The organism is Williamsia sp. Y721 (genome assembly GCF_059683565.1).
In genome coordinates, this window is record NZ_JCASNH010000001.1 from 1,019,748 (window position 1) to 1,043,608 (window position 23,861).

The 23,861-nt window shown below is 64.0% G+C and carries 23 protein-coding genes and 1 riboswitch; of the genes, 11 read left to right on the top strand and 12 right to left on the bottom strand.

Going from position 1 to position 23,861, the window contains the following annotated elements; translation table 11 throughout:
• Positions 1-137 precede the first annotated feature (137 nt).
• On the top strand, positions 138-1,385 hold the full coding sequence (locus AC56PL_RS04390; protein ID WP_495515164.1) for an amidohydrolase: 1,248 nt from the start codon (positions 138-140) through the stop codon (positions 1,383-1,385).
• A gap of 19 nt (positions 1,386-1,404) precedes the next feature.
• Positions 1,405-1,842, top strand: coding sequence for a carboxymuconolactone decarboxylase family protein (locus AC56PL_RS04395; RefSeq protein ID WP_497153097.1), 438 nt, complete (start codon positions 1,405-1,407; stop codon positions 1,840-1,842).
• A 75-nt stretch (positions 1,843-1,917) separates the two neighbouring features.
• Here AC56PL_RS04395 and AC56PL_RS04400 read toward each other — a convergent pair whose 3' ends face one another.
• Genes AC56PL_RS04400 through AC56PL_RS04420 form a run of 5 tightly spaced genes read right to left on the bottom strand, consistent with a single transcriptional unit; the run spans position 1,918 to position 6,213 of the window.
• Positions 1,918-2,592 (bottom strand): hypothetical protein, encoded by a 675-nt coding sequence (locus AC56PL_RS04400; RefSeq protein ID WP_497153098.1) that lies wholly within the window; start codon positions 2,590-2,592, stop codon positions 1,918-1,920.
• The gene (locus tag AC56PL_RS04405) at positions 2,589-3,257 is read right to left on the bottom strand and encodes a hypothetical protein (protein WP_495515167.1); all 669 of its coding nucleotides are present in this window, start codon (positions 3,255-3,257) and stop codon (positions 2,589-2,591) included. The genes AC56PL_RS04400 and AC56PL_RS04405 overlap by 4 nt, the downstream gene beginning before the upstream one ends.
• Positions 3,254-3,997 carry an ABC transporter ATP-binding protein gene (locus AC56PL_RS04410; protein WP_497153099.1) on the bottom strand — a complete coding sequence of 248 codons (744 nt, stop codon included), beginning with the start codon at positions 3,995-3,997 and terminating at the stop codon, positions 3,254-3,256. Before AC56PL_RS04410 ends, AC56PL_RS04405 begins: the two co-directional genes overlap by 4 nt.
• Positions 3,998-4,037: 40 nt before the next feature.
• On the bottom strand, positions 4,038-5,111 hold the full coding sequence (locus AC56PL_RS04415; RefSeq protein ID WP_497153100.1) for a FecCD family ABC transporter permease: 1,074 nt from the start codon (positions 5,109-5,111) through the stop codon (positions 4,038-4,040).
• Entirely contained in the window at positions 5,092-6,213 is a 1,122-nt protein-coding gene (locus tag AC56PL_RS04420) for an ABC transporter substrate-binding protein (RefSeq protein WP_497153101.1), read from the bottom strand. The genes AC56PL_RS04415 and AC56PL_RS04420 overlap by 20 nt, the downstream gene beginning before the upstream one ends.
• A 162-nt stretch (positions 6,214-6,375) precedes the next feature.
• Here AC56PL_RS04420 and AC56PL_RS04425 point away from each other — a divergent pair, with 162 nt between their 5' ends.
• Positions 6,376-8,385, top strand: a complete 2,010-nt coding sequence (locus AC56PL_RS04425) for an MDR family MFS transporter (RefSeq protein ID WP_497153102.1) — start codon at positions 6,376-6,378, stop codon at positions 8,383-8,385.
• 9 nt (positions 8,386-8,394) lie between these two features.
• Here AC56PL_RS04425 and AC56PL_RS04430 read toward each other — a convergent pair whose 3' ends face one another.
• Entirely contained in the window at positions 8,395-9,807 is a 1,413-nt protein-coding gene (locus tag AC56PL_RS04430; protein WP_497153103.1) for a family 43 glycosylhydrolase, read from the bottom strand.
• A gap of 241 nt (positions 9,808-10,048) precedes the next feature.
• Here AC56PL_RS04430 and AC56PL_RS04435 point away from each other — a divergent pair, with 241 nt between their 5' ends.
• On the top strand, positions 10,049-10,486 hold the full coding sequence (locus AC56PL_RS04435) for a hypothetical protein (protein WP_495515173.1): 438 nt from the start codon (positions 10,049-10,051) through the stop codon (positions 10,484-10,486).
• Here AC56PL_RS04435 and AC56PL_RS04440 read toward each other — a convergent pair whose 3' ends face one another.
• Positions 10,487-11,833 carry a cytochrome P450 gene (locus AC56PL_RS04440; RefSeq protein WP_497153104.1) on the bottom strand — a complete coding sequence of 449 codons (1,347 nt, stop codon included), beginning with the start codon at positions 11,831-11,833 and terminating at the stop codon, positions 10,487-10,489.
• Positions 11,834-11,889: 56 nt separating this feature from the next.
• On the opposite strand from AC56PL_RS04440, the gene AC56PL_RS04445 reads away from it, so the two are divergent.
• Complete coding sequence (locus AC56PL_RS04445) at positions 11,890-12,537, top strand: TetR family transcriptional regulator (RefSeq protein WP_495515175.1); 648 nt, start codon at positions 11,890-11,892, stop codon at positions 12,535-12,537.
• A 34-nt stretch (positions 12,538-12,571) separates the two neighbouring features.
• On the opposite strand, the gene AC56PL_RS04450 is transcribed toward AC56PL_RS04445, so the two are convergent.
• Complete coding sequence (locus AC56PL_RS04450) at positions 12,572-12,886, bottom strand: SMR family transporter (protein WP_495515176.1); 315 nt, start codon at positions 12,884-12,886, stop codon at positions 12,572-12,574.
• Positions 12,887-12,907: 21 nt separating this feature from the next.
• A riboswitch (guanidine-III (ykkC-III) riboswitch) is annotated at positions 12,908-12,974 on the bottom strand.
• Positions 12,975-13,099: 125 nt separating this feature from the next.
• On the opposite strand from AC56PL_RS04450, the gene AC56PL_RS04455 reads away from it, so the two are divergent.
• Positions 13,100-14,032 (top strand): SDR family NAD(P)-dependent oxidoreductase, encoded by a 933-nt coding sequence (locus AC56PL_RS04455; RefSeq protein ID WP_497153105.1) that lies wholly within the window; start codon positions 13,100-13,102, stop codon positions 14,030-14,032.
• Between the two features lie 71 nt (positions 14,033-14,103).
• On the opposite strand, the gene AC56PL_RS04460 is transcribed toward AC56PL_RS04455, so the two are convergent.
• Positions 14,104-14,676, bottom strand: coding sequence for a TetR family transcriptional regulator (locus tag AC56PL_RS04460; RefSeq protein ID WP_495515178.1), 573 nt, complete (start codon positions 14,674-14,676; stop codon positions 14,104-14,106).
• A gap of 119 nt (positions 14,677-14,795) precedes the next feature.
• Between AC56PL_RS04460 and AC56PL_RS04465 the strand changes: the two genes are divergently transcribed.
• From AC56PL_RS04465 to AC56PL_RS04475, 3 genes are all read left to right on the top strand, one after another.
• The gene (locus AC56PL_RS04465) at positions 14,796-15,740 is read left to right on the top strand and encodes an SDR family NAD(P)-dependent oxidoreductase (RefSeq protein ID WP_497153106.1); all 945 of its coding nucleotides are present in this window, start codon (positions 14,796-14,798) and stop codon (positions 15,738-15,740) included.
• Positions 15,737-16,822: an oxidoreductase gene (locus AC56PL_RS04470; RefSeq protein WP_495515180.1), complete on the top strand. Its 1,086-nt coding sequence runs from the start codon at positions 15,737-15,739 to the stop codon at positions 16,820-16,822. The genes AC56PL_RS04465 and AC56PL_RS04470 overlap by 4 nt, the downstream gene beginning before the upstream one ends.
• A gap of 61 nt (positions 16,823-16,883) precedes the next feature.
• On the top strand, positions 16,884-17,693 hold the full coding sequence (locus tag AC56PL_RS04475; protein ID WP_497153107.1) for a CPBP family intramembrane glutamic endopeptidase: 810 nt from the start codon (positions 16,884-16,886) through the stop codon (positions 17,691-17,693).
• Positions 17,694-17,718: 25 nt separating this feature from the next.
• Here AC56PL_RS04475 and AC56PL_RS04480 read toward each other — a convergent pair whose 3' ends face one another.
• The 3 genes from AC56PL_RS04480 to AC56PL_RS04490 form a co-directional block, all read right to left on the bottom strand.
• Positions 17,719-17,904 carry a YbdD/YjiX family protein gene (locus tag AC56PL_RS04480; RefSeq protein WP_497153108.1) on the bottom strand — a complete coding sequence of 62 codons (186 nt, stop codon included), beginning with the start codon at positions 17,902-17,904 and terminating at the stop codon, positions 17,719-17,721.
• Positions 17,901-20,168 (bottom strand): carbon starvation CstA family protein, encoded by a 2,268-nt coding sequence (locus tag AC56PL_RS04485; protein ID WP_497153109.1) that lies wholly within the window; start codon positions 20,166-20,168, stop codon positions 17,901-17,903. The genes AC56PL_RS04480 and AC56PL_RS04485 overlap by 4 nt, the downstream gene beginning before the upstream one ends.
• 116 nt (positions 20,169-20,284) lie before the next feature.
• Positions 20,285-20,971, bottom strand: a complete 687-nt coding sequence (locus AC56PL_RS04490; RefSeq protein WP_495515184.1) for a hypothetical protein — start codon at positions 20,969-20,971, stop codon at positions 20,285-20,287.
• 159 nt (positions 20,972-21,130) lie between these two features.
• Here AC56PL_RS04490 and AC56PL_RS04495 point away from each other — a divergent pair, with 159 nt between their 5' ends.
• Positions 21,131-23,200, top strand: coding sequence for a sensor histidine kinase (locus AC56PL_RS04495; RefSeq protein WP_497153110.1), 2,070 nt, complete (start codon positions 21,131-21,133; stop codon positions 23,198-23,200).
• Positions 23,197-23,850, top strand: coding sequence for a response regulator (locus AC56PL_RS04500; RefSeq protein WP_497153111.1), 654 nt, complete (start codon positions 23,197-23,199; stop codon positions 23,848-23,850). The genes AC56PL_RS04495 and AC56PL_RS04500 overlap by 4 nt, the downstream gene beginning before the upstream one ends.
• The last annotated feature ends 11 nt before the right edge of the window (positions 23,851-23,861 follow it).

Here is a 23,861-nt window from a genome sequence, read left to right on the forward strand (position 1 = left end):
GCCGGTTTCTCAAATCTTGCTTTCCGAAGTGTGGTTCGGTCGTAGGGTTGTTTCACGGGGTCTGTGTGGTAGCAACGCCGCTGCCGACGGCGCCCGGGTGTGAACCCGTAGTCGGGCAAACAGGGAAGGACCATCCCATGGCCATCCACGACGACATCGCGATCGATCCGGCGCTACAGGACCTGTACAAGGACATCCATAGCCACCCAGAACTCGGTTTCCAGGAGCAGCGCACCTCCGGGATCGTGTCGGATCGGCTCAGCGCCCTGGGCTTTGAGGTCACCACCGGGATCGGCGGGACCGGGGTCGTCGGGGTGCTGAAGAATGGGTCAGGCCCGGTGGCATTGCTCCGAGCCGACATGGACGCTCTTCCGGTGAAAGAGGATACCGGGCTCGACTACGCGAGCACTGTCACCGCGACCGATGAGAACGGCAAAACCGTTCCGGTTGCGCATGCCTGCGGGCATGATCTGCACACCACGTGTCTGCTGGGCGCGGCGCAGGTCTTGTCGACCGGAACCGACACGTGGCGAGGCACATTGGTACTCGTCTTCCAGCCGGCCGAAGAATTGGGTGCCGGCGCGCAGGCCATGGTCGATGATGGGTTGTTCGACAAGATCCCGAAACCGGATGTCGTTCTCGGCCAGCATGTCGCCCCGTTGCCCGCAGGGAAGATAGCCGGTCATGCCGGGGCCTCGTACGCCGGATCGGATTCGCTCCGAGTCCATCTCATCGGCAAAGGCGCGCATGGGTCGATGCCGGAGGCCTCCGTCGATCCGGTGGTCCTGGCCGCCGCAACGGTGCTTCGGTTGCAGACGATCATCTCCAGGGAGATCCCGAGCACCGCCACCGCTGTGCTGACGGTCGGCTCCATTCACTCCGGTGACGCTGCGAACGTCATCCCCGGCGACGCCGAATTGCAGCTGAACATCCGGTCCTACGCCGAACCGGTGCGGCAACGCGTTCTCGACAGTGTCGACCGTATCGTCAAAGGTGAGGCTGCGGCCGCCGGGGCACCGAAGGAACCGACGATCACGGAGATCGAACGGTTCCCCGTTGTCACCAACGATGCGGTTGCATTGGGTAGGACCCTGGACGTGTTCGCCGGTTGGCTGGGAGCGAGCAACATTCTCGATCCCGGAGCCGGTGCGGGCAGCGAGGATGTGGGAATCTTCGCCACGAGTTCAGGTGCGCCGCTGTCCTATTGGCTACTCGGCGGGTCCGACCCGTCGTTGTTCACGACGGGCGACATGACGGATCCCGCGCTGCTCAAAGTGCCGTCCAACCACTCACCGCACTATGCTCCCGTCATCGATCCGACGTTGTCGATCGGGGTCAAGGCGCTGGTTGTGGCCGCTCGTACCTGGTTGCCGGCCGCGGCGTAGGCGTAGATAAGGGACCGCGATGGCCAACGTGAATCTGAGCAAGCAGCACCCGGACGCGTATGCGCTTGTCGCCGAACTCGACAAGACCGCCGTCGGGGCGGCAGCCGCGGCAGACCTTGACCCGCTGCTGATCGAACTGGTGAAAATCCGTGTCTCGCAACTCAACGGGTGCGCGTTCTGCCTGCGGATGCACACCCGGGATGCACTCGCGAAAGGTGAAACCGCCGATCGCCTCGCGGTCATCGCGGCATGGTGGGAGTCGCAGTACTTCAACGACCAGGAGAAGGCGGCCCTGGGTCTGGCCGAGGAAGTCACCAGGCTGTCTGTTCCGGCGCGCGATGATTGGGACAACGGGGCGTTGACCGACGAGCAGGTCTCCGCCGTCAGCTGGCTGGCAATCGCGATGAATGCGTGGAACCGCATCGCAATTCGAAGCCACTATCCGGTGAAGCCCTGACGCCGTTTCAAGCCTGCCATTGTTCAAGCCTGACATTCTTCTTGCCGCACGCCGTGCGGCCCTGACCGCCGCCGGTCAGGTGCGGTCGACCCAGCGCAGCAGGGCGTACAGGAACCGTGTCGAACCCGGCATGAAGTTGTTGCCGTGGTGGTAGGTCGGATCCAACGTGGTGGCGATGATGCGGCCGCGGGTGGAGGTGGTGTCCTCGAAGAGCATCATTCCCGCATCATGCGGATTGCCGACTGAATCCGGTTCTTCTGAAACCAGTAACGGCACCACATCGGCATCGGTGTGCAGCAATCCGTGGTGGTGCCAGATCACCGCCTTGGTGGTCAGGAACTTCCACGCCTCGTGGTTGTGGCTGCGGGTGCGGATCAGCGGATCTTCGCCCGTGCGCCACCACCAGAAGTTGGTGGGGCGCGGACTCCACGAGACACCGGGCAGCCATGTGTGTGCGGCATTCTCGCCGAGGACCACCAGGGTTCCGCCACGTTGCGCGATGGCCAAGAACTCGTCGGCATGCGCGCGAAGAAGTTCCGGATGCAGACGGTCGGCCAGGATCAGCGTGGTGACACTGTCGAGGTCGCCCGGCTTGATGTCCGGTAGATAATGGAATTCCGGCTGAAATGCCTTGACCGCCGGGTCTTTGATGGTCTGCAGGTGGAAATGCGAGCCGCCGTGGACGATCGCCAGCGTGCCGGTCGACAGGGGAGCACGGTCCGTGCGGTTGAAGGGCTCGATGGTGGTCATCGGTTGTCCTTTCCATCGAGTTGGGCGAGCCAGCTCAGCAGTTGTGGGAACACACGCGACGATGTGTTCGGATCATCCTGGTAGACAGCGAGATCGATGCCGCCGTGGACGAGAACCTCACCGCGGCCGAGTGGGTACACGTAGTCGATCGGAAGGAGATGCCTGCCGATGAAGTTCGTGACGATCGCACCTTCCGGCAGCTTCTGGCTGTATCCGCGACCGTAGAATCCGGACACCTCTCGCCGGAAGCTCAGGTCGGCAGTGTCCACACCTGCCCACACCGGATGGGGGGTACCGGCGTGGATCGCAAGGTCTTTCGGGCCGGAATATTCGAACTTGCGCCACTGCCCGAGTCCGGGAAGGAAGTCGGTGAGCGGATGGCCCATCACGGCAACGCGGCCGCCGGCGGCGACGAAGTCGGTCAGGACATCCCGCTCGCGTTCGAGGAAGACCTGGTCGCAGTTGCCGTTGATGATCAGTCCGCGTACCGAACCCAGGTCGACCGACCCCAGTGAGTAGATGTCGATGTTGGAGGTCGGTCCGGAGGTGGTGGGACCCCCCGACATCCCGGTATTGGACCCCATCACCAGATGGAGGACGGGTGTGGTGGTCAGTGCGTCGGAATCGGCTGAAACCTCAGGGGCCGTAAGACTTTCGGCTGTCATTGCAATGCACCTTCCTTGGTGCGGTGGCCATTGTCGGCCACCGCGATGTTGTCGTAGCGGGTGTACACCACCGTCCGCGGGTCGCCCCGGTCGATGATGGTCTCGGTCGCGACGTCGATGTCGTAGAGTCGCGAGAGGTTTTCGCCGGTCACCAGATCTTCCACGGCGCCGAGCTCGATCTCTTCGGCGCTGTACATCACGATGGCATCACCGCTCAGGTGCAGTGCATGGTCGGGATGATGGGTGGTGAGCAGAATGCCCATCCCTTCTCTCGCGAGTTCGCGAAGCAGTCGCAGAACCCGGGCCTGGTTCTTCAGATCCAGCGCCGAGACCGGTTCGTCGAGGATCATGAAGGTGCACCTGGTGGTCAGGGCGCGTGCGATGAGTACCAACTGTCGTTGTCCGCCAGACAATTCGGCGAAGCTCGAGTCGGCGAGGTGCTCGATCCCAACACGCTGCAGGGACTGGCCGGTCAGCGCCAGATCAGCCTTGCTAGGCGTGCCGAACACCGATACCTTCTTGGCGCATCCCATCAACACCATGTCGAAAACCGTGTATCCGACGTTCGACAGCGTCGCCTGCGGGACGTATCCGATGTTCGCGTCACGGACCACGCGGCCCTCCTGCGGGCGGGCGAGACCGGCGATGCACCGGAGCAGCGTGGTCTTTCCCTTGCCGTTGGGGCCCAGGATCGAGGTGATCGAACCGGACGCGATGGTCAGATTGGTGTGACGGAACACCCAATCTTGTTGGGGGTAATGGAATCCGAGATCTTTTAGCTCAAGCACTGATGAATGCCTGCCTGTTCGATTTGCGGAGGAGGACAACAAAGACCGGCGCACCGATGACCGCGGTGAGGATCCCCAGCGGGATCTCGCTGGGGCTGATGGTGCGTGAGAGTGTGTCGATGATCGTCAGGTACGCGGCGCCGAGCACAAAGGTTGTCGGCATGGAGATCCGGTGATCGGGTCCGACCCAGAGCCGGGCCAGGTGTGGGATGACCAGTCCGACCCAGCCGATGACGCCCGAGACCGCAACCGCGCCCGCGGTCATCAGGGCAACCATGACCAGCAGCAGCATGCGCATGCGGTGTGGATTGACCCCGAGTGTTTCGGCGTCGTCGTCGCCGAGCGAGAGCACGTTGACCCGCCAGCGCAGGCCGAGGATGACCGCACTGCCCAGCAGGATCGGGATGGCCGCGATGACCACCTTGCCCATATCGGCGGTGGCCAATGATCCCATGAGCCAGAACACAATCGACGGCAGCGTGCTGTAGGGGTCGGCGAGGTAGGTGATCAGTGAGACGAGCGCGGCGAAGAACGCGCTGGTCACCACACCGCCGAGCACGATCATGAGGACTGAACTGCCCGTGCGGGTTTTCCCGATCGCCATGACCATCATCAGGGCGGCCAAACCGAACAGGAATGCGCCACCGACGAGGAACACCGAACCCAGGCCGAGCATGATCACCAGGACGCCGCCGAATGATGCACCCGACGAGACGCCGAGTACCTGCGGACTGACCAGGGGATTGCGGAACACGGCTTGTAGTGCTGAACCACCCAGTGCCAGTCCGCCACCGACCAGCATCCCCAGCAGTAGACGCGGGAAACGAACGCCCAGGACAACCTGTTCCTCGACCGCGGTCCATGTCCGTTCCAGGGGGAAGACCTCGTTGATCAGGATACGCGCGACCTCATTGACCGGAATGGTGTAGCGGCCCAGCGCAAGTGCGGCCAGTGCCACACCGATGAGGCCGACGGTCAGGACAACCGGAACCAGGAAAGTGTTGAGATTGCGCGCCTTGACCGGTATGGATTCACGGGCCTGGATGTCAAGCGCGGAACGTGTCATAGCCCGTGCTCACCGAGTTCTTCTCCAGATGCAGGATGCCGTCGATCTGGGTGTCGGACACGTCGAATGCATAGAGCGACTTGTATGTTTCGCGAATGCGCGCGCGGAGATCGAGGTCGAGATCGGCGTCGGGGTAGAAGACCTGAGCCACCCACAGCCACATCAGGTTCGACTCGTTGCATGGCGGATCCCACGAGAAGCCACCGATGGGTGCCTTGTAGACGCGCTTGTTCCTGACCGCCGTCAGCGACGCCCAGGTGGCATCGTTGTAGATGTCTTGGGGAGTCGTGGGGTCGAAGTTGCCGAGGACGATGATCTCCGGATCCCAGGTCAGGATCTGTTCCTTGGTGACGGCGACGCTGGTGCCCTTGCCGGCTCCGAGGGCGACGTTCTTTCCGCCGGCCAGGGTGATCCAGAAGTCCATGTAGGTGTTGTCTGCCGACACCTTGGTCTCGGGTGTGTTGTAGAAGTACATGACGCGAGGTGCTTTGGCGGTGTTCGCAGCGGCGATCGACTCGACAGCCTTACGGTCGGTGGCCATGGCCGCAAGAATCGCCTGGGCCTGCGGCTTCTTGTCGAGCAGGTCGCCGAAGATGTTGATCCAGGCCTCGAGGTCTTCCTGGGTGCCGTATTTGAGCAGGATGACCTTGAGCCCGGCATTGCGCAGCGGCGCCACGATGTCGTCGCCCTTGTCGCCCCACTGGATCACCACGTCGGGGCCCAGTGAGAGCACCTGCTCGACGTTGGGAACGAAGTCGGGGCCGGAAACCACTGGTGTGTCGAGGAATCCGGGGAACATGCTGGCGAGGATGCCGTTCTTGGCCAACGCGATCGCGCTCGAGTTCACACCCACGTTGCGGGCGATCGACTGATCGGAACCGGCGATCATGGACGGCACCGGGATGATGATCGAGACGATGCGTCCGACGGGGGTGTCGAAGGCGATGGTGTTCTGGTACTGATCGACCACTGTGAAGGGTGTGTAGGGTCTGCCCGCGCCACCCGAGGCCGCAGCCTCGTTGACCGGTGTCCGATTGGAGCATGCCGCCGTGGCACCGAAGGCCGCAAGTGCGGTCGCCGCCACACCCAGCGATTTGATCATCTGGCGACGCGACACGCTACTTGGTGGGGGCCGCAGGGACAACTGGGGGTTCGACGCCGTAGGTCCGGTACCGGGTTTGGAATCGTTTTTCTGGCATATGCGCCGCGGCTACCTGCGAGACTCAAGAGGTCAATACCGGGTCGACGAGGACAGGACCGGAACATGACCGAAGCCAAGAGTGCGGACGCGGACGCGACCACGGGTGAACTCGACAAGCGGAAGATCTACGCGATCTTCGGTGGACTCATGTTGGCGATGCTCTTGGCGGCACTCGATCAGACAATCGTGTCGACCGCGCTGCCGACAATCGTCAATGATCTCGGTGGAGCCGACCACCTCACCTGGGTCGTGACCGCGTACATGCTCGCCACCACCGTGACCACACCGCTGTGGGGCAAGCTCGGAGACCTGCTCGGACGCAAGCCACTGTTCATCCTCTGTGTGGTGATCTTCCTGGTCGGTTCGGCTCTGTGTGGTCTCGCCGGCTCCATGTGGCAGCTGATCGGCTTCCGGGCATTGCAGGGTGTCGGCGGCGGCGGCCTTATCGTGCTGGCGCAGGCCATCATTGGTGATGTGGTGTCCGCGCGTGAACGTGGCCGCTATCAGGGCATGTTCGGCGCTGTCTTCGGATTGGCCAGTGTCGCCGGACCATTGCTCGGCGGCTTTTTCGTCGACAGTCTCAGCTGGCGCTGGGTCTTCTACGTCAACCTGCCGATCGGCGCGATCGCTCTGGTGGCGGTCTTCTTCGTCCTGCCGAACACGACAGCGCAGGTCAAACCGAAGATCGATTATCTCGGGGTGTTCCTGCTCGCTGCTGCCGCGACCTCCATCGTGCTGGTGACCAGTTTCGGTGATCGCTGGGGTTGGACATCGGCGCTGATACTGGGGCTCAGCGCACTCGGAGTGGTGTGTATTGCGGCGTTTGTGTACGTGGAGAAGTACGCGACGGAGCCGGTGATCCCACTGCGGCTGTTCGCCAACCGGGTGTTCGCGGTGGCGTCGTCGGTCAGCTTTGTGGTCGGGTTCGCGATGTTCGGTGCCATCACGTTCATGCCGTTGTTCCTGCAGACCGTGCGCGGCGAATCGCCGACCGAATCGGGTCTGAACATGATCCCGATGATGATCGGCTTGTTGATCACCTCGATCGGCAGCGGTCAGATCATCAGTAGGACGGGACGCTACAAGTTGTTCCCGATCCTCGGCACCGCCGTCTTCACCGTTGGTCTGTACCTGCTGTCCACGATGGAGCGGTCGTCATCGGATATCGCGATCGCGCTGTACCTGTTCGTGCTCGGTCTCGGGCTCGGCATGGTGATGCAGGTCTTGATCCTCGCAGTTCAGAACGGGATCGAATATCGAGATCTCGGGACCGGGACCAGCGGCGCGACGTTCTTCCGCACGATCGGCGCAGCGGTCGGTGTTGCCGTTTTCGGCGCGGTCTTCAACTCCCGATTGAGTTCGGAGCTGTCCGGCAGCCCGCCCGAAGGTGCCGTCGGCCGATGTTCGGGGGAGGTTCTGGAAGCATCGTCGTCGGCGCTGCGCAGTTGTCCACCAGACGTTCAGAATTGGTTCCTCGATGGCTACACCGACGCGTTCGGGGTCGTGTTCATCGTGGCCGTTCCGATCGGCGCACTGGCTTTCGCGCTTTCCTGGCTGTTGCCCGAGGTTCCACTGCGTGAGGTCACCAAGATGCCGGATGCCGGGACATCGTTTGGCATGTCCGGCGAGAGATCATCTCTGGAGGAGTTGCGGCTTCAGATCTGGCGCACACTCGCCCGTGAGGACAAACTGCGGGCGTGGGAGGTGGTGGTCGATGCCGCGAACAGCCCGTTGTCGCGCGGCGAGGCGTGGATGGTCAGCAGGGTCGCTGAGGAAGGTACCCGCGACATCCGTTCGATGTCCGAGGTCTCGCAGACCCCGCTGCCCAAGGTCGAGGAGACAGCGCGTCAGCTCGAGGAACGCGGACTGATCACCGTTGGCCATGGCCTGGCGGTGATCACCCCGGCCGGGGTGAAGGAAGCCGAAAGACTCTTGGCCGCACAGCGACAACGACTTGCGGAGTACGTTGCCGACTATCCGGGTGGCGAGAACGCCGACGTCGACGAGTTGCTCGACTCGATCGCCCGGCGCCTGCATGCCGAGGCACCTGAACCTGAGCATGCTCCCGCCTGAGCCGCGCCGTCAGGCGAGGGAGGAGTTCGTCCCGCCCGGGTTCGGGGGCAGGGCCTGTCCGTCCTTCACCAGGGTGATCGTCCCCATCTCCGCAGGTGCCTCGACGGTCGGGCCTGCAAAGCCGAACACGCCGTAGATGCCGCCGGGGGACTCCGCAGGCACCGTGTAGGAGACGGCCCTTTCGATCGTCTGGCCGGCCGGCACGTCGACGGGCTCGGGTCCGAGAATTGTTGTGGCAGTGGTGCCGCCCGGCGTCAGGACGTTGACCCAGATCTGCCCCGTGTAGGCCTGGTCGGCGGGTGCGGTGATCATCAGCTTGGCGTTGACCGGACCGCCGGCCTCGGGCAGTCTGGTGGGGGTTTCCGGCGTGAGTGTCACGCGGACAGGAAGTTTGACGTCGGGCGATGCCGGCCCGGTGGAGTTCGGCGAACCGTCGCCGACCTCGGGCCATCCGTTCGCCCACACGACGCGGTCGATCATGCCCTCGCGCCGCTGAGCGCCACTGGGCAGTTCCAGATCCGCGCGTGGAACCGCGTGGTAGATCATCCAATCGGTTCCGCCATCGTCGGTGACAACGGTGTTGTGCCCGGGTCCGGCCCAGGCCTGGTTGCCTGCGAGCAGGAGAGCGCCGCCGCCGGTGTTGAGGTCGTCGCCCTTGCGGTCGAGAAAGGGACCCGCCAGTGATTGGGACCGGCCGGCCAGGACCCGGTATGCGGTGTCCGCGCCGTTGCAGCAGTTGCCTGCCGAGACGAAGAGGTAGTAGTAGCCATCGCGGAAGACGATCTCGGGACCTTCGAAGCGCTCGTCGGCGACCTTGATCGGGGTACCTGACGGTGCGGTTCCGTCCGCCGTCAGCGGGACACCGTAGATGCCCTGGAAGTTTCCGACAAACAACGTCTTCGACGTTCCGTCATCCCATAGGAAGGGGTCGATGGTGCCTTTGATGCCAACATCATTCGCGCAGAACACGGGTCGGCCGAGATCGGCCCATGGCCCGATCGGGGATTCGGAGGTGGCCATACCGATGCACGGATTGGTCACGTCATACAGCGAGTAATACAGGGTGTAGGTGCCGCCTGACTTGTGGATCGACGGAGCCCAGCCCAGATTGCCGGGGGGATGCCATGAGGGAGCGGTTGGAAAGACGTCGCCGACGTAGGCCCAGTCGACGAGGTCGAACGAGGTGAACATCGTCATGTTGTGTGCGCCTTCACCGTCGCCCCAGTCATCGGCGGTTGCGTACATGTAGTACCGACCGTCGTCGGCGCGGATCACACTCGGATCGGCGGCAACCGGTTGGACGATGGATTGTGCGCTTGCCGGGGAGACCGGCATCAATACCAGGGCGACAAAGGCTGCGATCGCCACCACAACGGCTTGCCGAGCGCGAATCGCGATACCTACGTGCCCGGACTTGTGCATGGTGCTCCTCTTCAGCGCGCGATGCGCAGGTCCCGGCAAACATATAAGTCTGAACCCGAACTTGAGAGTTTGCGACGCCCGATGAGGCCGGGCTGTGATCAAAACGTGCGAAATCCGAGATATCCCGGCGTTTTGCTGACCCCCTTCACTGTGCGGGTGACAAGATGGCACACTTTGGTAAAGAATGCAGCGCATAGCTAATGCATCTGAGGGATCGCCAACCGCCGGAGGATGGTCACGAATGTTCGAAGGGGATGGCCCCCAAGGCTTTGATGCGCTGACGCGTATCGAGGGCAATGGGGGTGATAGGTGGCGGCCGGAATCGGTGGACCTGCGCGGGGGCGAATTGCGGACGAGAGCGCTCGTATCGGTCATTCGCCGCCTGGCGTCACCGGCGGTCGATCAGCTCGCATTCCTCGAGCGTCTGGATGTCGGCGTCGATGAACTCGCCCTGCAGTTCACCGAACTGACCACCTCGATGCCGTGGGGGCTCAGCGAGGCCTGTCGTCGCGATCTGGCGTCCCTTGATCGACTCCTGGCGGAGATCTCCTCGCCGGAAAACTCTCACCTGGTGGCCTTCGACGCGCTCGCGTCGGCCCCGGAGTGGACGCGGGTGCGCACGCTCGCCGACAACTTCCTGGCCGACCTGGCGCTTGCAGCGGCCGCGGACCGCTCGTGATCAGCTGATCCGGCGCAGGTCTACCGGCATGCCGTCGGTCGGATACGGCAGTGAAAGCCAGCTCAGCTGTGCGGGCCTGTCCGCGGGCACTGTCCACCGGAAGTTGAGTAGGTAGTGGTGCAGCACCGACCGCACCTCGAGATCCGAGAACACCTGTCCGAGGCATCGATGTGCGCCACCGCCGAACGGGTTCCACGCGAACTTGTGCGCCCTGTCCTCGTGACGCTCATCTGAAAAGCGTTCGGGATCAAAGCGTTCCGGATCGGTCCACAGTTCGGGTAGGTGATGGTTGTGGTGCAAACCGAGCGCGACCGGCGTCCCCTTGGGGATGTGATGGCCCGCGATGGTGGTGTCCGCGCGCGCTCGTCGCACGATGACCGGGACCGGGGTGATCAACCGTTGACACTCTTTGATCACGAGGGTCGCCGCATGCAGTTCGCCGAGCTGGTCCGGGTTGGGGGAGTTGGTCTGCAGCGCCATCGATTCCTGGCGGCAGCGTTCCTGCCATTCCGGATGCTTTCCGAGTTCGAAGAGGACCGTGCTCAGGGTGCTGGTAGAGGTGTCGTGGGCGGCCATCATCAGGAAGATCATGTGATTGATGACGTCGCGCTCCGACAGCCGCTCACCGTCGGCCTCGACCCGGCACAACACACTGAACACGTCGTCGCCCAGGCCTTCTCGGCGTGACGGCAGATACCGCGCGAAGAACTCCTCGAGCGTTGCCCGGCCGCGGACGCCGCGGCGCCAGCGGGTGAAGGGGAGTGGATAGCGCACGATCGAGGTCGCGGCCTGGACGCAGTCGATGAACGACCGGTTGACGCGATCGATTTCCCCGGGTTGCAGGCCCTCTGCGCCGCCCATGAAAAGCTCTGTCGCGATGTCGAGGGTGAGTTCCTTGAGTGTCGGGTACGCGAGGTGGTGCTCCGACGCAGACAGGGTGCGTACGTGTTCGGCGATCGTCGGCTGCATCAGTTCGGTGTAGGCCGCCAATCGCTCCCGCGTGAACGCCTTCGCCAGGATGCGCCGGTGGCTGCGATGTTCGTCGCCGTCGAGCAACATGAGGCCGCGATCGAAGAACGGGCCGATCAGGGTGCGCCAACCGGCACCGTTGACCAGCGCGCCGTCGCGGTTGATCATGGCTTCCCCGAGGGCGTCGGGACCGAGCACCAGCGCCCACTTCTGGCCCAAGAACGACAGCTCCGACACCGGACCGCCGGTCCGGTATTGCTTGTCCATCAACTCCAGTGGCCGACGGAAGTAGGCATAGGCGTGTCCCAGAAATGGCACGCTGCGACTACCGGTGATGGGTTTGGTGCCGACCGGCGCGGGCGATGTTCTGTGGGTCATATGGATCACTTTCCTATCTGACAGACGTGCCTTCCTGATTGTGTAGCGTGCATCACATGGGTGTTGGGTGTCAACATGGTGCGGTGGCGGTCTCGGAGCGGAAGTACGGTGGCGCAAGCGCGCATGAGCGGGTGAGCCGTCGGCGTAGGCAATTGCTCGATGCCGCATTGGAGGTCGTCTCGTCCGTGGGAGCGGAGCGGGCGACGATGACTGCGGTCTGTCGGTCGGCGGGGCTGAGCGAGCGGTACTTCTACGAGAGCTTCGGTGGACTCGATGCGTTGATGAGCGATCTGCTCGACGAGCTCGCCGCCGAGGTCCGGGCCGCGGTCCTGGAGGCCTTGTCTGGCGACCCGGGTGCCGCACCCGAACAGCAGATACGTTCGGCGATAAGCGCTTTCATCGCCATCATGACCGAAGATCAGCGCAAGGGGCGGGTGGTGCTCACCGAGTCTCTCGGTCTGGCCGCGACCCGCGAACATCGCCGCGCCATCGTCAACGAGTTCGCGGGCCTGCTCGCGGCCAGGATTCCGGAGATTTTCGGCGACGACGCGGTACCGGTCGAGGATCGCCGGCCCTTGGCGCTGTTGCTGGTCGGCGGAATCGCGGAACTGACCGCCGAGTGGGTCTCGGGGGGCTTGAACGCGACACCGGACCGGATCGTCGACGTGGTCACCCGCCAACTCGCGCTCAACAGGGTTGGCTGAACGTACCCCGCACTGCACCAATGCGTGATTGACGTCAATGCGCCAGTTTGAGGCCGATCACCGCGCCGACGATGACCACGATCAGTGCGATCTTGAGGATCGAGGTGGTCTCGCTGCCGCTGATCATCGCGTATGCGACCGTCAGGGCGGCGCCGATGCCGACCCAGATCGCATATGAGGTGCCGATGGGAAGTGTTCGCAGTGCGTACGCCAGCCCGGCCATCGAGGCAACCAACGCAACACCGAAGACGATGCTCGGTTGCAGGCGCGTGAAGCCTTCAGATCTTCCGAGAGCGGTGGCCCAGACCGCCTCGAGTACCCCGGATACAACCAGTACGAACCATGCCATGACTTTTCGGCCCTCCTTGAGGAAGTACCGTCTTGTCGCTCTCCGGGTACGGTTCCGATCGTCCGGATCGATCGTTGTTGATCTCGCTCGACCTTACCGACACGGGCGACACCCCGCCAGGATCGGCAAATCGCGACTTTGCCGGTGACAACTTTCGCACGGGTTACATTCGAAGTGCACCGGATAGTTCATCGGACGTCTGGAGGTGCACCGATGGCTGACAGGTACTTCCAATGGAATCTGCAAGCGATGCCGGATCAGAGTGGACGGCGGGTGATCATCACGGGTGCCAGCAGCGGACTCGGTGCGATCATGGCCCGGGAGTTCGCGAAACGCGGCGCCGAGGTGGTCCTGGCGGTGCGCGACGTCGCCAAAGGTCGGCGGGTGGTGGACAAGATCCGGGCAGCGCGGTCGGACGCCCGTGTTCGGGTCGGGGAGATAGAGTTGACCGACTTGCAGTCGGTGCGCGCCTTCGCCGAACGAATGGCCGTCATGGACGAGCCGGTAGACGGCCTGATCCTCAATGCGGGGGTCGGCAATCAGCCGCATCTGCTGACTGCGGACGGTATCGAGAGCACCTTCGCGGCCGACGTCGTCGGACATTTTGAGCTGACCGGCAGACTGTTGCCACTTCTCGAACGGGCAAGCGCGGGGCGGGTGGTCAGCGTCGGCTCCAACCTCTACCGGCGGGTCAAGATGGAAGTCGACTTCAGTGACCTGACCTTCGAGCATGATCATTCGCCACACGGTGCCTACGTCCGAGCGAAGGTGGCAACGGTGTTGTTCGCTGTAGAACTCGAGCGGCGACTACGCGAAAGTGGTTCGTCGGTAAGGAGTTTCGTCGCACACCCGGGGTTCACCAAGACGCCCATGCACAACACGGTGACCGGTGTTCTGCCAAGGGCGGCGATGGCGATGGCACATGCGACGGTGGCGCGTGAGCCGGAGGAAGGTGTCCTGCCGCTCCTCTTTGCCGCGACCAGCGAGCACGCCGAAACCGACAGGTTCATCGGCTGGCACCTGAAACGGGGTGACAAGCGGATCTGGAGCGACGAGATCAGGGGCGTGGGCCTCGATCATGAACTGGCGCAACAGATGTGGGATGCGATCGAGGCGGTGACCGCGGGTCCGGCCCAGAATGGATGACGTGCCGGACGGGGTCGATGTCCGCCATGTTCAGAGTTCGTCGGTGACGTTCGGGGCCCGGCGGGGACGGTTTAGGCGCGTAGCCCTTTGACGAGCACCTGGACGTAGTTGTCCAGCGAGTCGCGACCGGCGGTCCGGACCGCAAACGCGGTGCCGCAGACCAGATGCTTGATGTCGGCGGCGTCGAGTGTGGCCGATATGACACCCTCTTGCACGCCGCGCGTGAGGACCTGCGAAATCAGTTGTCCCAGTTCGCCGAACAGCTCCTTGGTGTCCGGGCAGGCGGGGGTTTTGGATGCCAGCACCGCGGCCAGGCCGGGGTCGTCGAGCTGGAACTCGATCGCGGATCCGATCAGTTGCGCCAGGGCGTGCACGGTGTCGGGGTCTTCCGCGATTTCGCGTGCGATCAAGACCAGCTTGTCGAAGGAGTCGACAGCCAGGGCCTCGAGGAGCACCTGCCGGTTGGGGAAATGTCGGTAAGCCGTCCCGACCCCGACTCCGGCGTCTTTGGCCAATGCGTTCATCGCCAGGGTGTCGTCGCCGCATGCGAGGCAGTGACGGGCGGCGGCCAGCAACGCGTCGCGATTGCGCACCGCATCGGCGCGGAGGCCCTCGCCTCGATGTGCGTGCTGGATGTCGTCCACAGGGGCGAGTGTAGCGGAGGGGAAATCCATTCGGATCATCTATCCGCTTCTGCTACCTTTATCGAAGCGGATCAGTTATCCGAATCAGTTCGATCTCGATTCCACGACCAGGAGAAGCGATGAGCGAGAACACCACCCACTGGACGTTGAATCAGATGCCCGACCAGACCGGCAGGCGAGTGATCGTCACCGGAGCCAGTAGCGGTCTGGGCGCGATCGTGGCCCGAGAGTTCGCGGCACGCGGGGCCGAGGTGGTGTTGGCGGTCCGTGATCTCGACAAAGGGGAACGGATGGCAGAAGCAATACGCCTTGAGCACCCGGAAGCGCGCTGCCGGGTCGACGAACTGGATCTGGCCGACCTCGCCTCAGTGGACGCGTTTGCTGCCCGGATGCTGGATGACGACATCCCGCTGGACGTCCTCGTCCTCAATGCGGGCATCGCAAACCAGCCGCATGTGGTCACCGTCGACGGGATCGAGAGCACCTTCGCCACCAACGTTGTCGGACACTTTGTACTCACCGACCGGTTGTTGCCGCTGCTCGAACGCGGTGATGATGCCCGCGTGGTCAGCGTGGGTTCCAACCTCTATCGCAGGTTCCGGGCCGACCTCGAGTTCGGGGACCTGACGTTCGGTCATGACCACTCACCCAACGGTGCGTACGTGCGCTCGAAAGTTGCGACTCTGCTCTTCGCCGCCGAACTCGAGCGGCGATTGCGTGGGATGGGGTCGTCGGTCCGCAGTTTCATCGCACATCCCGGCATGAGCACCACGCCCATGCACGACGCGGCAACCGGCATTCTGCAGAAGACGGTCATGGCGCTCGCGCACGCGACCATCTCCCGAGATGCCGACGAGGGCGCCCTCCCGATCCTGTACGCCGCGACGAGTGATGAAGCACACGTCGGACGTCTCATCGGGTGGCATCTGCGCCGGTCAGACAAGCGGATCTGGAGCGATGAGTTCGTCGGCGCCGGCCTGGATGTGTCACTCGCACAGCAACTGTGGACCCGGCTGTCGGCCGTCGGAATCGATGACGACTCCCGATCGTTGTGGAGCGTATGACTCTTCCCGCGCTCTTCACGCCGATCACACTTCGCGAACTGACGATCGCCAACCGGGTGTGGCTGGCGCCGATGTGTCAGTACAGCTGCTTCGCCGAGGACGGTCTGCCCACCGACTGGCATCTGGTCCACCTGGGCAGCCGGGCGACCGGTGGGTTCGGCCTCATCATGACCGAGGCATCGGCCGTGACCGCAGACGGACGGATCAGCCCGCAAGACGCCGGGATGTGGAGCAATCGGCACACCGAGGCGTGGCGACGGATCGTCGACTTCGTCCACGATCAGGGATCAACGATCGGGATGCAGCTCGCACACGCCGGACGCAAGGCGTCGACCTACGCGCCGTTCGCCGAGGCCAGTGGGTCGATCTCGCCTGCGGACGGAGGGTGGGTGACCAGCGCCCCATCGGCGATCGCGTTCGACGGATACAACACCCCGGAGGCCTTGAGCCACAAGGGGATCGATGGCCTGGTCCAGGCGTTCGTCGCTGCAGCCCGCCGCGCCGACGAGGCCGGGTTCGACGTCATCGAACTCCATGCGGCCCACGGGTATCTGATCCACCAGTTCCTCTCACCGCTGTCCAACAAGCGCGACGACATGTACGGCGGCGATTTCGCCGGTCGCACACGTTTTCTGATCGAGGTCGTCGAGGCGGTACGCGCGGTGTGGCCGCCGGACAAGCCGCTGTTCGTCCGGCTCTCGGCCACCGATTGGACCGAGGGCGGCTGGACACCCGAGGACAGTGCGGAACTTGCGAGCATTCTCGAGACCCGGGGCGTGGACCTCATCGATACGTCGACGGGCGGCAACGTCGCGGCGCAGATCCCGGTGGGTCCGGACTACCAGGTGCCGTTTGCCCGGACCATTCGTGAACAGTCGGGGGTGCCGACTGCCGCGGTCGGTCTGATCACCGAGCCAGGACAGGCCGAGAAGATCCTCGCCTCCGAAGCCGCCGACGCGGTCTTGCTGGGCCGCGCCGCCCTGCGCGAGCCGGCCTGGCCCCTGCGCGCCGCGCACGAACTCGGCCTCGATACGGCCCAGGCGCCATACGCACCCCAGTACGTCCGGGGTGCGTGGCGGTGACCTCGGCCGGACAGCAACGCCGGCCCTGAGTTAGTCGGCGGCGCACCGTTAATATGGCGTAGTGAACGCACCGAAACCCATGACTGCATCGCGAATTGGCGGGCGACAACTTTCCTACATTGCCTTCGCGGTCGTCGTCATCGTGTACCTGGTGATCATCCAGCTCGGTGGCCGACTCATCGCGGGTTGGGGTGGCGAGGACGACACCCTGACCACCCGCGGGGTCGTCTTCACGATGGTGATCCCACTCGGGCTCGCCCTGGTGTTCACGTATGCCGTTGTCGCAGCGCTGGGTTGGTGGCGACCGGTGATCAAGGACGACCGCCCGGTCAACCGCTGGGTGTGGGCGGTGCCCATTGTTCTGCTTGGCGCCATCCTGATCGGCATCGACTACAGTGCGCTCGCCGACAAGGGGTGGCTGTTCATCGTTGTGCTGCTCGTTGCGACCCAGTTCGTCGGGTGGGGCGAGGAAGGTATGTTCCGCGGTATCGGTGTGACCATGCTGCGCAACCATGGCCTGCGAGAGAGCCGGGTTGCGTTGTGGTCCAGCCTGATCTTCGGTGCAGTCCACCTGACAAACGTCTTCGGCAATGGGGCTTCCGCGATCCCGCAGGCGATCATGGTCAGCTTCGCCGGATACTTCTTCTATCTCACCCGACGGGTCTCGGGCAGCAACGCCCTCAATTCGGTACTGCACGGACTCTTCGACTTCGCACTGCTCAGCGGCTCGGCGATTCTCTTGGACCAAAGCTACGTCGGGGCCTTCGCCCCGATCCTGGTCTACCCGATCCTGGCCATCATCTTGTTCGTCAAACGGCACGACATCGAACCGTCACGCCGCGACGGTGCCGCGGTCACGTCTGCTGCGTAGCAGGCGTTCTCGCGGTCGCCGGCGATCAGCAGCAGCGGCCTTGCGGATTGTTGTCCTGCGCGGCGTAGCGATGTCGCCAGTAGTCACGCTCGGTCAACGGCGCCGTGTCCGGATGCCGTGAGCGATGGTGTGCGACGTAGCGCTGATAGTCGTTGTCGCCCATCACCGACTCGATGTACCAGCGCACGGCCCCGATGACGCGCCTGGTCATCGAGACAGCGGAGTTGGCTTCTTCTTGAGGTACTCGTCCCATTCTCGCTGCACCTCCTTTTCTGTCGGCGTTGCGATCATGCCGCTGGGTGCGAAGATCCTGGACTCGGTCGGTTCGTCCTCGGTGGTGGGGAGACCGCGATTGCGAATCGCTTTGACGGACACGAATACTGCCGCGATGACGACGATCAGGACGAGCACCGCAAACACGATCGACAACGTGCCCTGGATGAACGTATTGCGGATCACGGCATCGATCTCTCCGGACGTCTTCGCGTTTTTGAAGACGGTCAGGCCTGAATCCTTCGCATCGACAAAATCTTGATGCTGCTGCCAATAGCCGATGGCGGGATTGTCCGAAAAGATCTTCTCCCACGATGCGGTCATGGTCACGACCAGGTCCCAGACCAGCGGAACACCGGGTATCCACGCCCATTTGAACAGTCCGCGTTTGAGCACGATCACCAGCACCACGGTCAACGCGATCGCGGCCAGCAACTGGTTGGCGATGCCGAAGAGCGGGAACAGGGTGTTGATGCCACCGAGGGGATCGGTCACACCCATCAGCAGGATCGACCCCCACAGGCCCACCACGATCAGGGTGCACAACCAGGCGCCGGGCCGCCACGAAGGATCTTTGAAACGCTTGCCGCCCTTCACGTTGCTGAGCCCGTCCGAGAGCATGAACCGGGCGACACGGGTCCCGGCGTCCACGGTTGTCAGGATGAACAATGCCTCGAACATGATCGCGAAGTGATACCAGAAGGACCGCAACGATTCTCCGCCGAACGCACTCTGCATGGTGTCGGCCATGCCCATCGCCAGTGTTGGTGCACCACCGGTCTTGGAGATGATCGACTCTTCGCCGACTGCTCTGGCCGCGTCCTCCAATTGCGCGGCGGTGGCCGGTTCACCCCGCAGGCCCGGGAGGCCGTTGACGTATTCCGCAGCGGTTTCCGGGGTTCCGCCGGTAACCGCCGCCGGTGCGTTCATCGCGAAGTACAGATGCTGATTGAGGATGCAGGCGGTGATCAACGCCATGATCGCCACAAACGACTCGGTCAGCATGCCGCCGTATCCGATGATCCTGGCCTGACTTTCCTTCTCGAGCATCTTCGGTGTCGTCCCCGAGGCGATCAGCGCATGGAAGCCCGAGAGCGCGCCACACGCGATGGTGATGAAGAGGAACGGGAACAATGCTCCGGCAAAGGCCGGACCCTCACCGTTGCTCGCGAATTCGCTGACCGCCGGTGCCTGCATCACCGGCCGGGCGATCACGATGCCCAGTGCCAGCAGCACGATCGTGCCGACCTTCATGAAGGTGGACAGGTAGTCGCGCGGTGCCAGCAGCAGCCAGACGGGCAACACCGCAGCGGCGAATCCGTAGATGATGATGCACCAGCTCAGAACCACGGGCGAAAGACTGAACAAGTCTCGGCCCCAGCCTGATTCACCGACCCAGCGTCCTGAGATGATCGCCAGTATCAGCAGTGCGAAGCCGATCAGCGAGACCTCTGACACCCGGCCTGGCCGCAGAACGCGTAGATACACACCCATGAACAGCGCGATGGGGATGGTCATGGCGATCGAGAAGACACCCCAGGGACTTTCGGCCAACGCGTTGACAACCACCAGGGCCAGCACCGCGATCAAGATGATCATGATGGCGAAAACAGCGATCAACGCCGCGAATCCACCGACATCTCCGAGTTCGTCGCGGGCCATCTGCCCGAGGCTTCTGCCTCGTCGCCGCACCGAGATCGAGAGCACCAGGTAATCCTGGACGCACCCGGCGAACACCGCGCCGATGATGATCCAGATGGTGCCGGGCAGGTAGCCCATCTGTGACGCCAGCACCGGTCCCACCAGCGGCCCGGCGCCGGCGATGGCCGCGAAGTGGTGGCCGAACAACACCCGTCGATCGGTGGGCATGTAATCCTGGGCGTTGTCGAGGACCTCGGCCGGGGTGGCGTGATCATCGCGCGGACGGACGATCTTCATCTCGATCAGCCGCGCGTAGAACCGGTATCCGATGATGTACGTGCAGATCGCGGCGATGACAAACCAGACGGCGTTGACGGACTCGCCACGCACCAACGCGATGATCGCCCAGGCGCACGCGCCGATGATGGCGATCACCGCGAAGATGACCCGTTTTCCGACTGTCATCGGACTGCGATCGATGATCGCCACCGGCGGTAGATCGGGGTCGGTGCGGATCAGGTCGACGTGTGGTTCCGGTCGGCGTTCCTGGGTGTCGGTCACCGTGACTCCTGGGTGCGTTGTGGGCGGTAGGAGGCTACCTCCCCATTGTGACGCGCATCACACTACGCCCGGTCCAGATCAGTGATCTTCACCCTTCCGATCGATGGTCGCTGCGCTCATCGGGTGATGGTGCTCTTGCCGAGCGCCAGTCCGGCGAAGGCGACCACCAGCCAGGCGCCGCCGACAACACCCGGGAATCCGGGTAGCCCGAATGCCGCGACGGTACCGATCACCGGCAGCAGCGCGAGAATGCTGATCACGCCGATCCAGCGGGAGATCAGGCGCTCGCGCAGGGCCATCCAGGCGATGGCCCCGGCCGCGATGGTCACACCCAGATAGCCGATGAACGAGCCGAAGTCGTTGAGGACGTAGAGGACATAGAGTCCGTCCTTGTCGAAGGTGCCGTCCTCGTTGCCGCCGTTGTACAGACCCATCGCACCTTTCCATCCGTAGCCAAGGGACAGGGCGCCTGCCGAGGCGGTGAAGGCCAGCGGAACCACCCGAGCGGCGGTGCTGCCGGGGGTACGCGGCTCGACATGGCGGCGCCAGGCTGCGGCGAGCACCAGGAGCAGCGCGACGGTCAGATAACCGGCAATGATCGAACCATGGGCCTTGCCGCTACTGATGTCGTCGACAATGTCCGCGTTGTAGGCCTTGTCCTCGTCCCACTCCGGATGTAGGTCGAAGGCCAGCGTGCCGGCCAATGCTCCGATTCCGGCAGCCACGCCCAGCCAGGGCCATCGGCTCTTCGACGTGTTCGGATCGTTCTCGGTCTCCGAAACCTGGGTGCTCGGTGTGGTCATCGCAATTCTCCTGTGGTCGGGGGCGGTCGCTGTCGTCGGTTGACATGGGAGAACTGTGGGGCGGGAGCCGTCCCGGGCAACAGGGACACCTGCCCCGGATCACCGGGAATCTTCGCCCGAGCAGCGACTTCTACGGATTCGGCATGCCACGATGAGCGCGTGAGATCTCCTGTCCGCGCGGTCGGTAACCGGTTCGGTGACACTGCTGCCCGGCTGCGTGACAGGGCCGACGGGTTGGGCGATTCCGCGCTGCGGCGACTTGCTCTGGGCTGCGCGCTGACCGCGGTCGCCTGTGCGGTCGGGGCGGTGCTGCTCCGTCATGAATTGACCGGCCGCGCCGGCACCGAACCGATGTTCGTCGGCGACGTGGTGCTCGGTTCGGTGTGGCCGCTGGCCGGGGTCGCGGTGCTGTGGCATCAGCCGCGCAACCGTTGTGGCTGGTTGCTGGTCGGCACCGGTTTGATCAGTGTGTATCTGCTTCTCGGCCAGTACAGCGTGTGGGACAAGAAGGTGACGCCGCTGCCGCTGGCGGGGTTCACCGACTGGATCTCGATGTTCGGCTTTGTCGTCTACTTCTTTGTTCTGCCGTTGCTGCCACTGATCTTTCCCGATGGACGCTTCGGCTCGCGGTTCGAGCGGACCCTCGGGCTGACGGTGATCGCCCTTGCCTGTTCGGCCACCGTGGCCCGGCTGCTGGTGCCGGAGCGGGCCGATGTCGATGCGGCGGTGCGTAATCCGATTCAGATCGACGCGTTGTATGCGCTCAACTATGTGACCCTCATCTGCTCATTCCTCTGTCTGGGTGTGGCCACGCCGCTCGCTGTTGTGGCGGTCATCAGACGTACCCGCCGCGCTGTCGGGGTGCAGCGGGCACAGTTGCAGTGGTTCATGGTCGGCGGGATCGTGCTTGCCGGTGGCTTGCTGGTGGCCATTCTCTTCGGTGAGTCCGACCTCGGCAGCACCGCTTTCGTGATCGCGTTGTTGGCTCCACCAGTCGCGGTGGTCGCGGCCGTCATGCGATATCGATTGCGGGACGCCGAGTTTGCGCTCAGTCGCTCCATCGTCCTGGTGGTGGTCGTCGGTGTGGTCGCCGCGGGCGGTGGGCTGCTGTTGTGGCAGATCGATCCGGAGCTGGCAGGTTCGAGGGCGGGCGTCGCGCTGGTCGTGGTCTGTGTGCTCGGCGCCTTCGCGGTTCGGGCCGGTTTGCAACGGCTCATCGACGATTGGTGGTTTCCCCAGCTGCGGGGTTCGAGGGCGCTGGCCCCGAAGATCTCGGCCGCGGTGTCGTTGTCGTCGGAGCCCCGCGCGGCATTGGCCGATCTGATCCTGGCCTTGCGAACCGAATTACGGTTGCCCTATGTGGCTTTCGAGGGTGTGGTCCGGGTCGGTGAAGGGCAGCGGCCCGAACGTGTGATCGCCATCGAGGCAGTTGCCCTTGGCCGCCGGGTCGGTCAGCTCGAGGTGGCGCCGCGCCGGGCCGGTGAAGGATTCACCGGCGACGAACGGGAGCTGTTGGAACAGTCCGCAGCGCATGCGGCGATGATGGCCTACGCCGCTGCGCTGGTCACCGAAACCGAGAACAGTCGAGCCCGCATCGTTGCCGCGCGGGAAGAGGAGCGGCGGCGGTTGCGCAATGATCTGCATGACGGCGTGGGACCTGCCCTGGCTGGGATCGCCCTGCAGATGGACGCGCTGGCGGTGTCACTGCGCAAGAGCAGTGACGAGGCGGATGCGCAGACGGCCAAAGGAATCCGTGATCGAGTCCGCGAGACCGTGGTGCAAGTGCGGGCGGTCTCACATGGGTTGCGTCCACCGGTCCTCGATCAGCTCGGCCTGGCGCTGGCCCTGCGGCAACTGGTGGACGGGCTCGGCGTCATCGAAGGATCGGTGCAATGCGACGATGTCGCCGACCTGTCCGCAGCAGCAGAAGTGGCCACCTATGCGATTGCGGCCGAAGCGGTCACCAACGTTGTCCGGCACAGTGCTGCATCGCGTGTGCGGATCGACGTCGAACGCGACGATCTCCATCTCGAACTCCGCGTCAGCGACAACGGTCGCGGTATGCCGGTGCGTCCAGCGCCGGGCGTCGGACTGACCAGCATGCGGCAACGCGCAGCCGAGGTCGGTGGCCGCGTCGAGCATCTGGGCGCCGCCGGGGGCGGCACCGTGGTAAGGCTGACGCTCCCGATGAATACCGTTCCGGCACAAGGAGAGGTTGTCAATCTGTGACCACCGTATTGGTTGTCGATGACCACGCCCTGTTCCGGGCCGGGATGCTTGCGGTGCTCGCCGCGATGGATGACGTCGTGGTGGTCGGTGAAGCAACAGACGGCGAAAGTGCGTTGGTGGCCATCGGCGAACTGCGTCCGCAGGTGGTGCTGATGGACCTGCGGATGCCGGGTATCGGCGGGCTGTCGGCCACGGCCCGCGTGGCCGAGCTGTACCCCGATGTCGCGGTCATCGTGTTGACCATGAGTGAGGATTCGGACTCGGTTTTTGCGGCATTGCGCGCCGGTGCCCGCGGGTACCTCCTCAAGGAGGCAGAGGCCGATGATGTGCAGCGCACCATCGCCGCCGTCGCCAGGGGGGATGCCGTGTTCGGTCCGCGCGTCGCCGAACAGGTGGTCGGCTTTTTCGCCGCCAACGGGCATCGGACGTCGGGGCCGCAGGCCTTTCCCGAGCTCACCGGCCGCGAACGTGAAGTGCTGGACCTGATGGCGACCGGACTCGACAATGCCGCCATCGCACGACGACTGTTCTTGTCGGAGAAGACGGTCCGGAACCGGGTCAGTGAGATCCTCGCCAAGATGCGGGCCCGGACCAGGGCAGAAGCGGTGGCCCGTGCCCGCGACGCCGGTATCGGTGGGTCCCGGGACTGAGCCCACGGGAC